Here is a 13,985-nt window from a genome sequence, read left to right on the forward strand (position 1 = left end):
GTTTGTCCCATACAAAAAGAGCGGCCGCACAAAACCATGTGCGGTCGCTCTTTTTTACTCACTTTACAGCCTGTTTCAGCTGTTCCAGATCTGCGGCATCCGGGTGGGAGAGCGCCTTATCGAAGTTTTCGATCAGGGTGTCCAGATTGGGGATATGCAAAGGCTTTGCCTTCATGGCCTCGTACCGCTGCCGGACGGACACCGGCATTTTGCCCTGACACATAAAGCTGCCGATGACGGTGTTGCTGCCGTCCAGCGCCTTCCGGGTGGCGGCAAGGATCTTTTCAAAGTAGGGCGCACTGCCGCCAAAGCCTGCGGTGCCAAACAGGAATACCCGCTTGCCGCGTAGCTGCTTCAAAAAATCCAGCGTGTCGGCGTCAGCCTTGCCCTTGTCCGTCCAAAAGCCCACATACAGGGTATCTGCTGCCAATGCGGCAGTGTCCGGTGCGCCGAAATAGCAGCAGTCTGCCTGCGGCAGCTGCTCCCGCAGGGTCTGTGCCAGCAGCGCGGTGTTGCCCGTTCTGCTGCTGAATACGATGGCGTAACTCATTTTTACCTCCCTCAGAGCAGCGGCAAAGCTGCCGGATGCTCTTGTGCATACGTTATTTTACGGCAGTTCCTTTGCCGTGAGAGCCTGAAATCATGGAAGAGTATAGTACAGTGCCCTGCCAAAATCAAGAGTTGACGAGATTCTCGCCCTTACCGGCCAGAAAGCTGCGCAGATTGCCGGTGGTGATGTCCATCAGCCGCTGCAATGCTTCCTTGGTGGTCCACGCGATATGCGGGGTGAGCACCGCGCCCGGCAGACTGCGCAAACGGCTTTGGGTCGGCAGCGGCTCGGTGGCAAAGGCGTCTGCACCGTAAAAGGCAAGCTTGCCGCTTTCCAGTGCATCGGCTACGGCTTCCTCGTCCACCAGTGCGCCCCGGGCAGTGTTCAGCAGAATGGCGCCGGGCTTCATTTTTGCAAGGGCTTCCCGGCTCATCAGCCCGCGGGTTTCCGGGGTGGCCGGACAGTGCAGGCTGAGCACATCACTGCGGGCAAGCAGGGTGTCAAAGTCCACGAACTCCACCCCATCGGCGGCGTACTCCGGGCGCACCGTGCGGGTGCACACCAGCACCTCCATGCCAAAGGCCTTTGCAATGCATGCGGTCTGACGGCCGATGCTGCCGTAGCCGTAGATGCCAAAGGTCTTGCCCAGCAGCTCCACCTGCGGCAGCAGACCGTATTCTGCCGGGATGCCCAGCTGCCAGTACCCGGCCTTTACCGCCCGGTCGTACCGCTGGGCGCACTGGCAGATGGCCAGCAGCAGGCTGAAGGTCATCTGCGCCACGCTGTAAGTAGAATACCCCGGCACGTTGGCCACTGCCACCCCATGACGGCGGCAGGCTTCAAGGTCGATATTATCCGTGCCGGTGGCGATGATGCCCACCCATTTAAGGTTCGGGCACTGCGCCAATACTGCCTCGTCAATGCGGCACTTGTTGATGAGCACCAGCTCTGCATCCCCGATGCGGGGCGCAATGTCGGCGTAGTCGGTGCGCACATAGCTGGTGGTGTCCGGCACCAGTGCCTTTACCCCGGACCAGTCCAAGTCTCCTTCTTCCATCACATAGCTTTCAAGGATCACTGCCTTCATAGCTTTCTCATTCCCTCTCTGGTTTACGTTATTCCGTTTCTTTCAGCGGATAAAGCGCCAGCGCAAGGCTGCCGCCGTAGGGGCGGCTGTCCAGCGCGGCATAGCCTTTTGCCAGCAACAATGCCAGCTGTACCCTATCTTCCAGCGGCACCCACACCGGTGCGGTACGGGCGGGCACGCAGCCGGTGCGCAGCAAAAAGCAGGGCGCAAGGCTTTCCAGCGGGCGCAGCGCCCGCAGCCCGAAGCCCTGCCGGAAATACAGCGGCAACAGTGCTGCCGCCGTTTCGGTGCACTCCACCACCGCCCATGCCGTGCCCTTGCGGCGCAGCCGGTCTGCCCGGGCGGCGGCAACCTCCACCAGCCGGGCGGGCAGTTCCCCGCCGGTATTCACCGGCGGTGTAAGCAGACAGCCGCCTTCCAGCTGCCTGCGTCCCAGCCAGCTGCGCAGTGCCGCTGCTGCGGCAGTATCGGCGGTGAGGGGCAGCACCAGCAGCGCCGCCCCGGCTGTGCCCCACGCCTCGCCTGCGGTCAGCATCCGCAGCACCTCGGAGCAGGGACGGTAAAACCCCGCCCCGCCGCAGCGCACCAATGTAAAAAATTCCTCGGCGGAAAGCCGCCGTACCTGCCGCTGACGCGGCGGGTCGCATACCTGGATCATTTGCAGTTCCTCCGTTCTGATGTTCTTTCCATCAGCATACGGAAAACTGCGTGCAAACCGGCGCGAAACAGCGCGCCTGAAGCGCAAAAATCAGTCCAGCGAGATGTCCTCGCTCAGCACCTGCCCGATGGGCTTTGCAATGCACAGGTCGGCAGAAGCATCCGCCCCGGTGGGCTGCATATTGATGACCACCAAATTGTCGCCCCGGAAGTACCGGATGAGCCCAGCGGCGGGGTACACCACCAGACTGGTACCGCCGATGATGAGGGTATCGGCATGGCGGATGGCATCCACCGCGCCGGACAGCACCTCCTCGTCCAAGCCCTCCTCGTAGAGCACCACGTCCGGCTTTACGATGCCGCCGCACTCGGTACAGCGGGGCACACCGGTGCTGTTTGCGATAAAATCCACATCATAGAACTTGCCGCAGCGGGTGCAGTAGTTGCGCAGGGTGCTGCCGTGCAGTTCGTACACAGTTTTGCTGCCCGCCGCCTGATGCAGACCGTCGATGTTCTGGGTGACCACCGCCCGCAGCCTGCCCTGCTGCTCCAGCTTTGCCAGCCGCAGATGGGCAGCGTTGGGTTTTGCATCCTTTACGATCAGCTTATCGCGGTAAAAACGGTAGAACTCCTCCGGGTTTTCCTCCCAGAAGGTATGGCTGAGGATGGTTTCGGGCGGGTAGTCGTATTTCTGGTGGTACAGCCCGTCCACGCTGCGGAAATCCGGGATGCCGCTTTCTGTAGAAACACCCGCGCCGCCGAAAAAGACAATGCTGCTGCTTTTTGCAATGATGTCTTCCAGTGCCTTGACCATAGTTGAAACGCCCCTTTCCTCACGGAAGCTTTTGTGTTAAGATAGTATCAGTATAGCACATTCTTGCAGGAAAGGAAGAGGCCGGTTTTGAACGTCTGGTACATCAACAGCATCCTTGGAGCCATCTGCTTGGAGGAGGAGAACGACGCGCTGTGCGGGGTACATTTCTGCCCGGACGGTGCGCCGGAGCTGGAACCGCTCCCCCGCAGGGTGGTGGAAACGCCCCTGTTACAAGAAGCCGAGGAGCAGCTGAACGAATATTTTGCCGGGGTGCGCCGGGAGTTCGACCTGCCGCTGGCGGCAAAAGGCACGCCCTTTCAGCAGGCGGTATGGGCGCAGCTGCGCAAAATTCCCTACGGGGAGGTACGCACCTACGGTCAGCTGGCGGCGGCGCTGGGCAACCCCAAGGCAGGCCGCGCCGTGGGCAGCGCCTGCCACCGCAACCCGCTGTGCATCGTGGTTCCCTGCCACCGGGTCATTGGCGCAGATGGCAGCCTGACCGGCTACGCCGAGGGGCTGGATATCAAGGAATATCTGCTGGAGCTGGAAAGGTTTTGAAAAATTTATTTCGGGATGACGGAACGCCTGCGGGCGTTCCATTATCCCATTTTCACAGAAGGAGACGCATATTTTCCCGGCCTGCAAGTTATAAAGTCAGTCAAAAAAGGCTGCTGCGCAACAATGCACAGCAGCCTTTGGTGTTTTATGCAGTTTTAAAAGCCCGTGGGCGGGACGTAATAGCTTGGGATAGACCCGCTTTTGGGCGTAGCTGCGGCCTGCTGGCGCAGCGCCGAGCGGGTGACCTCTGCCCAGGAATACTGGGTCATATACTCGCCACGGTAGGAATTGAACGCCGAGCGGTCTCCCCGCAGGAAATTATAATAATCGCAGTCCACCTTGCTGGTATCCAGCGCCAATGTGCTGCGGCCGCGTACCAGCAGCCCGTTGACCCCTGCATCCTCCAGCGTATGGCTGAGGTCGAAGATCAAATTGCGCAGGTGGCTGTGCAGCGAAGCGGTATCGGGCTTATCCTCCCACAGGACAGCCAGCATCTCGCCGTTGGTGCAGGTGGCACCGTTGCGGTCCACAAGGTAGGCCAGCAGCTCCTTGCTCTTACTGCGCTTGAAGGAGAGCGGACGTCCGCCCACAAAGATCTCGAAATTGCCGAAGCACTGGATCTTGATGCCCACAGGCGCCGTTTCCGGCGGGTAGCGCAGATTTTCCAGCACATTGCGCACATCGGACTCGTTGGCGGGCTTGAGCAGAAAGCCGCTGACAAAGATCTGCAATGCTTCCAGCGCATACTCCGGGTGCTCGGTGACCACGATGAGGTTGCAGCGGGGTTGCAGCTTCTGGATCATACGGGCAAGGGCAAGGCCGTTCATCCCCGGCATTTCCAAGTTCAGAAAGGCTGCATCCATCGGTCCCTGCCGCATCCACGTCAAAGCATCGTCGGTCGTCATGGCACTGATATAGTCACAGTCCGGCGCGACCCGGCACAGGATGCGGATCAGCGAATTGATCGCAAGCTGACCGTCATCCACGACCAGTATTTTCATAGCTTCACCCCCTGTCTGCTTACGTAAAGCATTTCCCCGCTGTTAGTTTAGCACGCCGCAAACTTTTAGGCAAGTTATTTTCTGGAAAAATCCAAAAAAGAAGCGTTTTCGCCAAAATTCCAGTTCATCGATTGCTTTTTCGACGAAATACCGGAGCATTATGCAACAAATTGGTATATCAATTCTCTCTTCGTTTGTCCTCTCTGCTCCTTGGAAAGCGCAGCTTTCTCATAACAAACAAAAGGCCGCTGCACCGGTCTTGTGCAGCAGCCTGTTTTAATAATTTGCGTTTGTCACGGGTGCTTCAATGGAGATCCAGCTCCGGCGGGACGTCCAGCTGGTCGGAGACATATTTCCCGTTCTTTTTGCGCTGACGCACGCACTCGGTAAGCAGATATTCGATCTGCCCGTTCACCGAGCGGAAGTCATCCTCTGCCCAAGCGGCAAGGGCATCGTAGAGCTTGGCGTTCAGGCGCAGGGGCACCTGTTTTTTCGGCTCGGCCATCAGTACAGGCTGCCGCTGTTCACGATGGGCTGGGCATCCCGGTTGCCGCACAGCACCACCAGCAGATTGGACACCATTGCCGCCTTGCGTTCATCGTCCAGCTCCACTACCTTGTTCTCGTTCAGACGATCCAGCGCCATTTCCACCATGCCCACAGCGCCGTCCACGATCATCTTGCGGGCGTCAATGATGGCACTGGCCTGCTGGCGCTGCAGCATGACCGCTGCGATTTCCGGCGCATAGGCCAGATAGGTGATGCGGGCTTCCACTACCTCGATGCCGGCCTCGGCCACGTTCTTCTGGATCTCGTCCCGGATGCGGGCAGCCACTACCTCGGAGGAGCCGCGCAGGCTGCCCTCATCGGCTACGCCGTCGCCGGTGGTGTCCACATTGGGAGAAACATCATAGGGGTACACCCGCACCACGTTGCGCAGGGCGCTGTCGCATTGCAGGGAGAGATATTCCTTGTAGTTATCCACATTGAACACAGCCTTGGCGGTATCGGTCACGCGCCAGATGACCGCAATGCCGATCTCCACCGGGTTGCCCAGACAATCGTTGATCTTCTGGCGGGAGTTGTTCAGGGTCATCATCTTGAGCGAAATCTTCTTGCTCATGGACTCGATGCTCATCTGGGCATTCTGGCCGTTATTGCCAAACAGCGCAGCCACGCTGTTTTCCTTGCTGTTCACGTCTCCGCTCTGGCTCAGGCGGGTACCGGCGGCGGGGTTGACGGCGGTACAGAAGGGGTTTACCCAGTAAAAGCCCTGTCCCTTCAGGGTGCCGATGTAATCACCAAACAGGGTGAGCACCAGCGCTTCCTGCGGCTTTAACACCTTGAGACCGCAGAACAGGAAAATGCCCGCAATCCAATAGGCAATGGACAAAATCAGCAGCGGAATGCCCAGAAACAGCCGGTGCGGCCGATCTGCATTGAGCAGCGTGATACAGAAAATGAACAGGGCGATGGATGCCACATAGCCCAGCAGGGTGAGCAGCAGCATAACCATGCCGTTTTTGCGGGTATTCAAAATTTTCTCTTCCATAACAAGTCCCTCCTTATCAGGGTCGGAAGCATTTCTTTCTGATATCAAAATAATATCACTTTAAAAAGAAGCTGTCAAGTGCTTCCAACAAAAAAATCCCCGCCTGCCCGGGCACTGCTGCCACGGGCAAACGGGGGATTTTTTCCTATCCTATAAGGTAAAAGGGATACTGCCTTAGCGCTTATACTTCGCAGCGGTCTGCAAACGCTGCATGGCACGATCCAGTGCGATCTTGCTCTGGTAATACTCGTGCATACTCTGCTTATGCTGCAAGCGTTCCTCGGCGCGGATGCGGGCGGCTTCGGCACGATTCTTGTCGATGTCCTCCGGGTTCTCGGCGCTGTCCACCAGCACCATCACATAGGCGGGGGTCACCTCGGCAATGCCGTCACCCACCAGCACATCCCGGGCTTTGCCGTCCACCACAAAGTGGAGGATGCCCATGTGCAGCGCCACCAGCACCGGGTTATGCCCGGCCTGTACGCCGTAGATGCCATCGCTGATGGGCAGGGTCAGATCCTCGCAGTCACCCTGATAGAACTCGCCGCTGGACGCTGTGATGCTCAGCATGAACTTGTTCATCAGACGGCACCGCCCTTTTCCTCAGCCAGCTTCTTTTCTGCCTTTTCGCGTGCTTCTTCCAGCGTACCTACGTTGAAGAACGCCCACTCCGGCAGGTCGTCGGCCTTGCCGTCCACAATGGCGGCAAAACTGCGCACGGTGTCCTTCAGGGGCACATACTTACCCTTGAGACCGGTAAAGTTTTCGGCCACGGCAAAGGGCTGGGACAGGAATTTCTGCAGCTTGCGGGCGCGCATGACGGTCAGCTTGTCGTTCTCGTCCAGCTCGTCCATGCCCAGAATGGCAATGATGTCCTGCAGCTCCTGATAGCGCTGCAGAATGGACTGCACCTTGCGGGCCACGCGGTAGTGCTCCTCGCCCACGATGTCTGCTTCCAGAATGCGGGAGGTGGAAGCCAGCGGGTCCACAGCCGGGTAGATGCCCTGCTCCACGATCTTACGGGACAGCACGGTGGTGGCGTCCAGATGGGCAAAGGTGGTGGCGGGGGCGGGATCGGTCAGGTCGTCGGCAGGCACATAGACGGCCTGCACCGAGGTGATGGAGCCGTCCTTGGTGGAGGTGATGCGCTCCTGCAGAGCGCCCAGCTCGTTGGCCAGCGTGGGCTGGTAGCCCACGGCAGAGGGCATACGGCCCATCAGGGCAGAGACCTCACTGCCGGCCTGCACGAAACGGAAGATGTTATCAATGAACAGCAGCACGTCCTTGTGGGTTTCCTCACGGAAGTACTCTGCCATGGTCAGGCCGGTCTCGGCCACGCGCATACGGGCTCCCGGGGGCTCGTTCATCTGGCCAAAGACCAGTGCGGTCTTGTCCAGCACGCCGGAGGCGTTCATCTCGCCCCACAGGTCGCAGCCCTCGCGGGAGCGCTCGCCTACGCCGGTGAAGATGGAGTAGCCGCCGTGCTCGGTGGCCACGTTATGGATCAGTTCCTGGATCAGCACGGTCTTGCCCACACCGGCACCGCCGAACAGGCCGATCTTGCCGCCCTTGGCGTAAGGTGCCAGCAGGTCGATGACCTTGATACCAGTCTCCAGAATCTCAGTTGCGGGCTTCTGCTCTGCAAAGCCGGGTGCCTTGCGGTGGATGGGCCAGTGCGGCAGCTCGTCCACAGCACCCTTGCCGTCAATGGGGCGGCCCAGCGGGTCGAACATACGGCCCAGTGTGCCCTCGCCCACAGGGGCGGTCAGGCCGTGGCCGGTAGCTTCCACCGGCATTCCCTTGCCCAGACCCTCGCTGGCAGAAAGCATGATGCAGCGCACCGTGGTCTCGTTGACGTGCTGCGTCACCTCCATGGTGCGCTCGGTGCCCTCTGCGGTCACGGTAAGCGCCTCCTGCAGGGCAGGCAGCCTGCCGGCGGTGAACTGCACATCCACCACGGGGCCTGCTACGCGAATAATAGTTCCCTGTATCATTTGGATTGCCTCTTGTCAAATCTTGTTTATCCAACGAACCCTCTCAGCCATCGCTGCGCGATGCCAGAGAAAGTTCCTTTATTATGTCCGATCCTGCACGGCAGCCGCGCCGCCGATGATCTCGGTGATCTCCTGTGTAATGGAGCCCTGACGGGTGCGGTTGTATTCCAGCTGCAAGTCCCGGATCATGTCATTGGCGCTCTTGGTAGCAGAATCCATGGCGGTCATGCGGGCGCTCTGCTCGGCGCAGAAGCTCTCGGTCATGGCACCAAAGATCATGCCGTGCATATAGATGGGTGCGATCTGCTCGAACACCGTCCATGCGTCCGGCACCAGTTCCACCTCGCCCTTGGGGTCGCCCAGACCCTTGGGAGCAGGCTGCAAAAACCGCCGGTCCAGCGGCAGCAGACGCTCCATGACAGGCTCGCTGGTAAGGGCGTTCTGGATCTTGGTGTAGACGATGTAGATCTCGTCCAGCTTGCCGGACTTGAAGTCATCAATGGCGTCCACCGTGATGTCGCGGGCACGCTGCAGGGTAGGTGCGGTAGCGCTGTAACGGAACTCCTCTACAAGGCGGGGGTCCCGGTGGCGCAGAGCGCGGTAGCCCACCTGACCGATGACATAAAAGCGGTCGTTGGGGTCTGCGTGCTCCCGCAAAAACTTGAGCAGGTTCTGGTTATAAGCACCTGCCATGCCCTTATCGGCAGTAAGCACCAGATACGCCCGCCGGGGGTTTTCCAGATTCCGCTCGTGGAAGAAGGGGTGCTCCGGCTCCTCCGGCAGATGCGGCACAACACGGGAGATGGTATCCCGCATACGGTTAAAGTATGGGGACACATTCTGGTAGTTCTGCCGTGCCTTGCGCAGCTTGGACGAAGAGATCAGGTACATGGCATTGGTGATCTTCATGGTATCCTGAATGCTCTCGATGCGCTCCTTCAGCAGCTTACTGGACGACATGGTCATTGCCTCCCGCATAAGCTTTCCAAGCGTTCAGGATGGCGTCCACACGGTCGGGCTCCAGCTTGCCGTCGGCATCGATCTTCTGCATGGTGCCGGAGACGTCTGCGCGGAACTGCCGCACAAAGGCAGCGGTCTTTTCCCGCTGTTCTGCGGTGGGCAGGGTGTCCAGCAGGCCGTGGGAAGCCAGCACCAGAATGACCACCTGCTCGGCATCGGACTTGGGCTGGCACAGCGGCTGCTTGAGCATTTCCATCAGTGCCTTGCCGTGCTCCAGCTGACGGCGGGTCTCGGCGTCCAGATCGGAGCTGAACTGTGCAAAGGATTCCATCTCCTTATACTGCGCCAGCTCGATACGCAGGTTTGCGTTGGCCTTTTTCATGGCCTTGGTCTGGGCAGCGCCGCCCACACGGGAAACCGACAGACCCACGTTGACAGCCGGGCGGTTGCCGGCGTTGAACAGGGCGCTCTCCAGGAAGATCTGACCGTCGGTGATGGAGATGACGTTGGTGGGGATGTAGGCCGAAACATCGCCGGCCTGCGTCTCTACGATGGGCAGTGCGGTGATAGAGCCGCCGCCCAGATCATCCCGCATACGGCAGGAGCGCTCCAGCAGACGGGAGTGCAGATAGAACACATCGCCGGGGTAAGCTTCACGACCCGGAGAGCGGCGCAGCAGCAGCGAGATGGCACGGTAGGCCACCGCGTGCTTGGACAGGTCATCATAGACGATGAGCACGCTCTTGCCCTTGGCCATGAAGTACTCGGCCAGTGCAGTGCCTGCATAGGGGGCAATGTACTGCAGCGGGGCAGAATCCGACGCAGTAGCTGCCACGATGGTGGTATAGCTCATAGCGCCATGCTTTTTCAGATCCTCTGCCACGCGGGCGATGGAGGAAGCCTTCTGACCGATGGCCACATAGATGCACAGCACATCCTTGTCCTTCTGGTTCAGGATGGCGTCGGTGGCAATGGAAGTCTTGCCGGTCTGGCGGTCGCCGATGATCAGCTCACGCTGACCGCGGCCGATGGGGAACATGGAGTCGATAGCCAGAATACCGGTGTGCAGCGGGGTGTCCACGCTCTGGCGTTCCAGAATACTGGGTGCCTGCTTCTCAATGGGGTTGTAGCCCTCGGCCTCAATGGGGCCTTTGCCGTCGATGGGCTCGCCCAGCGGGCTGATGACACGGCCCAGAAAAGCATCGCCCACCGGGATACCGGCGCGCTTGCCGCTGCGGGTGACCATAGTGCCCACACCAACGGTCTCGGCGCCATCGAACAGCATAACGCCCAGCTGCTCCGGCTCCACGCTTTCCACCATACCCTTGGCACCGTTTTCAAAGGTGACGATCTCGCCGTACACAGCGCGGTTCATGCCGTCAATGTGCACGATGCCATCGGCAGAGGAGATGACCACACCGCCCTCTGCGGAGGTCTCGGCGGGCTTGTAGTCCTCGATGCGGGTCTTGAGGGTAGCCAGCGAGGGCTTGCCCTCCATCATTTTGTCCAGCTGATGACGGCCGGAATTGTCGAACACGCGGTCGCCCACCTGCAGGACATAGCCGGAAAGCAGGCTCTCGTCCACGGTGATATTCAGGATGACTTCCGTGGCGTCATACAGCTTTTTGATCTCCGACTTGATGCGGTCCAGATCTTTTTCGCGGAGTTTATGGGCGCAGCGCAGGCTGGCCTTGACGATGCGGTTATCCGCAAAAAATTCACGACTGAATTCAGTTGCCATTGCCTGCACCTGCTTTCTGCAGCAGATCGTCCAGCAGCTGATCATCATCCTGGGCGGTCAAATTATGTTTCAAAAGCTTTTCGCACATGGAGCGTGCCAGTGCCGTAGCCTGTGCATCTGCTTCCCGCAGCTTGTTCTGGCGCTCGATCTCCACAGCAGCCTTACCGGCAGCCACGATCTCATCGGCCTGCTTCTGCGCATCGGCCAGCAGCTGCTGCTTTTCCACCTCGGCCTGCTTCTCGTAGGCTTCGCGGCGGGCTGCGGCTTCGTTGTCCACATTACGCAGCTTGTCCTGCGCGGTCGTAAGTGCTGCGGCGGCCTCGGTCTTGGAGGTCTGTGCCGCTGCAATGTCTGCCTCGATCGTCTTCTGGCGCTGATCCAGCACGTTCTGGATGGGCTTGAACAAAAACTTGCGCAGCAGCACATACAGGATCAGGACATCCACCACGGTCCACAGCAGGTTCAAATCCAACTTCAGCATTCGTCCACGCCTCCGTTACTGGCCCAGGAACAGGATGATCAGCAGTGCAACGACGAAGCCGAAAATTGCGGTACCTTCTGCCAGAGCAGCGCCCAGCAGCAGGTTCGTCTGGATCTTGCCGGAAGCCTCCGGCTGGCGGGAGATAGCCTCCGTTGCCTTACCCGTTGCAATACCAATGCCAATACCGCCGCCAATGCCGGTCAGCGCTGCAATGCCAGCGCCCAGAGCTACCAAACCACTCATAGTTCTATCTCCTTTGTAATTACAGTTTTAAATGTGTTGTTTATTCCTCGCCGCCGATACTCTCTTTCATGAACAGTGCGGTCAGGAACACGAAAACATAGGTCTGGATCAGACCATCGAATAGGTCAAAATACAGGCTGAACACCGCCGGGACGAACACCGGCACCACCAGCTTGAGCAGTTCCATGATAACGAACGCGCCCAGCACGTTGCCGAACAGTCGCATACACAGACTGGTGGGGCGAATGGCGATCTCGAGGATGTTCATGGGGGTCATGATGGGGGTAGGGGCTGCAAGGCTCTTAAGAAAGCCCGCGCCGCCCCGGGCGCGAACGCCTGCATACTCGATAAGCACGATGCTCATCAGTGCCAGCGCAGCGGTCACATCCAGATCCTTTGTGGGGGGCTTTACGCCGAACACACCGATCACGTTGGAGCAGGCAATGTACAGCGCCACGGTCATCAGGTAGGGCACATAGCGGCTGCCCTCCTTGCCCAGCAACCCTTCAAAGAAGTTTTTGCCAAGGGAGTACAGCGCTTCCAGTGCTGCCTGACGCTTGCTGATGTGATCCACCTTCAGGTTGCGGGTAAGCAGGATGGAGCCCACCACCAGCAGCAGCATGATCACCCAGCTGATGACCACCGATTCCGGGATCTGCAGCGAGCCGACCTTGACATACTCCACGGTAAGCTCTTCCATCAGAGCCTGCGTCAATTTGTTCATTTGCTTTTCCTCCTTCCTGCAGGGATAGGGGTCTGCGGGCGTGAGCCGGATGTGCGGTGCATCCCCGGCCGAGGATCTGACGCACACTTTTGCTCCGCGCCCCTTCACACCTTCTTATCGCGTGAAGAAAAGACTGTGTACCGTGAAAAAAGTAAGGAAGGCGCTGCCTGAATGCTGTCTGCGCCCTCCCCTTTCTTTGTCGGTTTCGTCTTTTTTCGTTGTGTATAATAGTACGATTGCACAAAATTGGCAAGGGTATTTGTGCACATTCTACATTTTACCCGGTAGCATTGCACCGGCAAAACAAAACTGTTGTACACAGTGCACAGTTGAAGCATTCAAAAGTGTACGCTCTGTACAATTCATTTTGTTTTATCCAAGGCTTTGCAGGCGCATTCTTCCGGTTTTGGGAAATATTTCCGCAAAAATAGCCATACCGTATAGCTTTTATATATCAGGTATATAAAAAACGTATAGGTATCTTCCCCGGTATGTTCGGGCAGCATCTTATGTATATTTCTTATACATATTTATTATAGAATCGCAGGCCAACCGCCTTACGCGGCCTGCTTTTCCCCACGGCGGAACACCAGCCGGAAGATGGCACGGGCCAGCGGGCCGCAGTACAGCATCTGCCAGCACAGCGCCATGGGCATATTGCAGCCCCAAGTATGCACCCACATCCCAAAGCTCGGCTCTTTGAACAGCAGCGTTGCGACCAGGCTCATCACTGGGCACATGATGCACACGATCATCAGCGAGATAGCGTAAGTGATGAACTGCGGGCGGTCTGTTGGACGCATAAACAGGAATGCCAGCTTCGTGGCCAGCTTTTCCACCACAAAAAATTCCAGCACAAAGGCCACTGGCACCATGATCGGCATTTCGTGCAGAGCCATAACAAAAGTAGCGTTGGTCACGCCGTTTGTATTCAGCGCCACATTGTAGACGATCATGCCATAGACCATGATAGCGGCCATGACAATGGTAAAGAAGATGCGTTCCGGTAAAGTTTTAGGCATTTTGATTGATTCTCCGTTTCTTTTTTATGCAAATTTTTGCCGCAAAAAAGCCGCCCCGCGAAACTTTCATCTCGCGGGGCGGCGGCGACTACCATTCATTGACGCTATTTTAGCACAAATAGAACCGGTGCATAATACCTTGCGGGCACTTTCTCCCCTTTTGTGAAAAATCCTTCACGAACGGCCCGGAACTTCTGGGCAATTTTTCCGCACCGCTGCAGGTTTTAACATTGCACAAAAACAAAATCTTTTCTTTGTGCGGTCTGCCAATAGACAAAACGTGCATCTTCCTGTATAATTAAGCCAGAAACCAGAGAAGTACAGCAGAAGCTCAAAAGAGAGTTACTCCCGCTGACTTTAAGAAGAAAGGAGCGAAGACCGATGGTTGATATGGAACCCGCACAGCAGGGACAGGCTGTCGGGGTTCGCTGAGAAGCAAAATAGAGGCTCACCACAAACGGGATGTTTCCCCCGTATAAAAACACAAAAACAGAGCCGGTCTTGAGCATCAATAATGCGATAACACGACAACCTGTCGATTCAATTCTTCCCCAGAGCGTTCAGATAGATCCGCTGGAGATGATTCTTATGAAAGTATCAAT

General features: G+C 57.9%; 16 protein-coding genes. 1 reads left to right on the forward strand and 15 read right to left on the reverse strand.

What is annotated here, in order from left to right; genetic code table 11:
- Positions 1 to 58: 58 nt before the first annotated feature.
- From bilS to WMO20_RS04700, 4 genes are all read right to left on the reverse strand, one after another.
- A complete protein-coding gene (bilS, locus tag WMO20_RS04685) occupies positions 59 to 550 on the reverse strand; it encodes a flavodoxin family protein BilS (RefSeq protein WP_349186005.1) in 492 nt (163 codons plus the stop codon).
- A 124-nt stretch (positions 551 to 674) separates the two neighbouring features.
- Positions 675 to 1,637 carry a D-2-hydroxyacid dehydrogenase gene (locus WMO20_RS04690; RefSeq protein ID WP_349186006.1) on the reverse strand — a complete coding sequence of 321 codons (963 nt, stop codon included), beginning with the start codon at positions 1,635 to 1,637 and terminating at the stop codon, positions 675 to 677.
- 28 nt (positions 1,638 to 1,665) lie between these two features.
- The gene (locus WMO20_RS04695) at positions 1,666 to 2,295 is read right to left on the reverse strand and encodes a hypothetical protein (protein WP_349186007.1); all 630 of its coding nucleotides are present in this window, start codon (positions 2,293 to 2,295) and stop codon (positions 1,666 to 1,668) included.
- Positions 2,296 to 2,385: 90 nt separating this feature from the next.
- A complete protein-coding gene (locus tag WMO20_RS04700) occupies positions 2,386 to 3,108 on the reverse strand; it encodes an NAD-dependent protein deacylase (RefSeq protein WP_349186008.1) in 723 nt (240 codons plus the stop codon).
- Between the two features lie 87 nt (positions 3,109 to 3,195).
- Between WMO20_RS04700 and WMO20_RS04705 the strand changes: the two genes are divergently transcribed.
- Positions 3,196 to 3,666: a methylated-DNA--[protein]-cysteine S-methyltransferase gene (locus tag WMO20_RS04705; protein WP_349186009.1), complete on the forward strand. Its 471-nt coding sequence runs from the start codon at positions 3,196 to 3,198 to the stop codon at positions 3,664 to 3,666.
- A gap of 155 nt (positions 3,667 to 3,821) precedes the next feature.
- On the opposite strand, the gene WMO20_RS04710 is transcribed toward WMO20_RS04705, so the two are convergent.
- From WMO20_RS04710 to WMO20_RS04760, 11 genes are all read right to left on the reverse strand, one after another.
- The gene (locus WMO20_RS04710) at positions 3,822 to 4,667 is read right to left on the reverse strand and encodes a response regulator (RefSeq protein WP_097785844.1); all 846 of its coding nucleotides are present in this window, start codon (positions 4,665 to 4,667) and stop codon (positions 3,822 to 3,824) included.
- A 304-nt stretch (positions 4,668 to 4,971) separates the two neighbouring features.
- The gene (locus tag WMO20_RS04715) at positions 4,972 to 5,172 is read right to left on the reverse strand and encodes a type II toxin-antitoxin system antitoxin (RefSeq protein ID WP_015537787.1); all 201 of its coding nucleotides are present in this window, start codon (positions 5,170 to 5,172) and stop codon (positions 4,972 to 4,974) included.
- Entirely contained in the window at positions 5,172 to 6,218 is a 1,047-nt protein-coding gene (locus WMO20_RS04720) for an SPFH domain-containing protein (RefSeq protein WP_349186010.1), read from the reverse strand. The genes WMO20_RS04715 and WMO20_RS04720 overlap by 1 nt, the downstream gene beginning before the upstream one ends.
- A 174-nt stretch (positions 6,219 to 6,392) precedes the next feature.
- Positions 6,393 to 6,800: an ATP synthase F1 subunit epsilon gene (gene atpC, locus WMO20_RS04725; protein ID WP_005922235.1), complete on the reverse strand. Its 408-nt coding sequence runs from the start codon at positions 6,798 to 6,800 to the stop codon at positions 6,393 to 6,395.
- Complete coding sequence (atpD, locus tag WMO20_RS04730) at positions 6,800 to 8,212, reverse strand: F0F1 ATP synthase subunit beta (RefSeq protein ID WP_005922238.1); 1,413 nt, start codon at positions 8,210 to 8,212, stop codon at positions 6,800 to 6,802. Before atpD ends, atpC begins: the two co-directional genes overlap by 1 nt.
- 81 nt (positions 8,213 to 8,293) lie before the next feature.
- On the reverse strand, positions 8,294 to 9,172 hold the full coding sequence (atpG, locus tag WMO20_RS04735) for an ATP synthase F1 subunit gamma (RefSeq protein WP_015538222.1): 879 nt from the start codon (positions 9,170 to 9,172) through the stop codon (positions 8,294 to 8,296).
- Positions 9,159 to 10,913 carry a F0F1 ATP synthase subunit alpha gene (gene atpA, locus WMO20_RS04740; protein ID WP_005922243.1) on the reverse strand — a complete coding sequence of 585 codons (1,755 nt, stop codon included), beginning with the start codon at positions 10,911 to 10,913 and terminating at the stop codon, positions 9,159 to 9,161. Before atpA ends, atpG begins: the two co-directional genes overlap by 14 nt.
- A complete protein-coding gene (locus WMO20_RS04745; protein ID WP_005922244.1) occupies positions 10,903 to 11,394 on the reverse strand; it encodes a F0F1 ATP synthase subunit B in 492 nt (163 codons plus the stop codon). Before WMO20_RS04745 ends, atpA begins: the two co-directional genes overlap by 11 nt.
- A gap of 15 nt (positions 11,395 to 11,409) precedes the next feature.
- On the reverse strand, positions 11,410 to 11,637 hold the full coding sequence (gene atpE, locus WMO20_RS04750; protein WP_005922245.1) for an ATP synthase F0 subunit C: 228 nt from the start codon (positions 11,635 to 11,637) through the stop codon (positions 11,410 to 11,412).
- Positions 11,638 to 11,677: 40 nt separating this feature from the next.
- Positions 11,678 to 12,361: a F0F1 ATP synthase subunit A gene (locus tag WMO20_RS04755; protein WP_015538221.1), complete on the reverse strand. Its 684-nt coding sequence runs from the start codon at positions 12,359 to 12,361 to the stop codon at positions 11,678 to 11,680.
- 557 nt (positions 12,362 to 12,918) lie between these two features.
- Positions 12,919 to 13,383, reverse strand: a complete 465-nt coding sequence (locus tag WMO20_RS04760) for a DUF2798 domain-containing protein (protein WP_097783753.1) — start codon at positions 13,381 to 13,383, stop codon at positions 12,919 to 12,921.
- Between the last annotated feature and the right edge of the window lie 602 nt (positions 13,384 to 13,985).

It is taken from the genome of Faecalibacterium intestinale, assembly GCF_040096575.1.
GTDB classification, from domain to species: Bacteria; Bacillota; Clostridia; order Oscillospirales; family Ruminococcaceae; genus Faecalibacterium; species Faecalibacterium intestinale.

Coding starts and splice junctions, on each gene's coding strand:
- bilS (WP_349186005.1), bottom strand. CDS start 550: ATGAGTTACGCCATCGTATTCAGCAGCAGAACGGGCAACACCGCGCTG.
- WMO20_RS04690 (WP_349186006.1), bottom strand. CDS start 1,637: ATGAAGGCAGTGATCCTTGAAAGCTATGTGATGGAAGAAGGAGACTTG.
- WMO20_RS04695 (WP_349186007.1), bottom strand. CDS start 2,295: ATGATCCAGGTATGCGACCCGCCGCGTCAGCGGCAGGTACGGCGGCTT.
- WMO20_RS04700 (WP_349186008.1), bottom strand. CDS start 3,108: ATGGTCAAGGCACTGGAAGACATCATTGCAAAAAGCAGCAGCATTGTC.
- WMO20_RS04710 (WP_097785844.1), bottom strand. CDS start 4,667: ATGAAAATACTGGTCGTGGATGACGGTCAGCTTGCGATCAATTCGCTG.
- WMO20_RS04715 (WP_015537787.1), bottom strand. CDS start 5,172: ATGGCCGAGCCGAAAAAACAGGTGCCCCTGCGCCTGAACGCCAAGCTC.
- WMO20_RS04720 (WP_349186010.1), bottom strand. CDS start 6,218: ATGGAAGAGAAAATTTTGAATACCCGCAAAAACGGCATGGTTATGCTG.
- atpC (WP_005922235.1), bottom strand. CDS start 6,800: ATGAACAAGTTCATGCTGAGCATCACAGCGTCCAGCGGCGAGTTCTAT.
- atpD (WP_005922238.1), bottom strand. CDS start 8,212: ATGATACAGGGAACTATTATTCGCGTAGCAGGCCCCGTGGTGGATGTG.
- atpG (WP_015538222.1), bottom strand. CDS start 9,172: ATGTCGTCCAGTAAGCTGCTGAAGGAGCGCATCGAGAGCATTCAGGAT.
- atpA (WP_005922243.1), bottom strand. CDS start 10,913: ATGGCAACTGAATTCAGTCGTGAATTTTTTGCGGATAACCGCATCGTC.
- WMO20_RS04745 (WP_005922244.1), bottom strand. CDS start 11,394: ATGCTGAAGTTGGATTTGAACCTGCTGTGGACCGTGGTGGATGTCCTG.
- atpE (WP_005922245.1), bottom strand. CDS start 11,637: ATGAGTGGTTTGGTAGCTCTGGGCGCTGGCATTGCAGCGCTGACCGGC.
- WMO20_RS04755 (WP_015538221.1), bottom strand. CDS start 12,361: ATGAACAAATTGACGCAGGCTCTGATGGAAGAGCTTACCGTGGAGTAT.
- WMO20_RS04760 (WP_097783753.1), bottom strand. CDS start 13,383: ATGCCTAAAACTTTACCGGAACGCATCTTCTTTACCATTGTCATGGCC.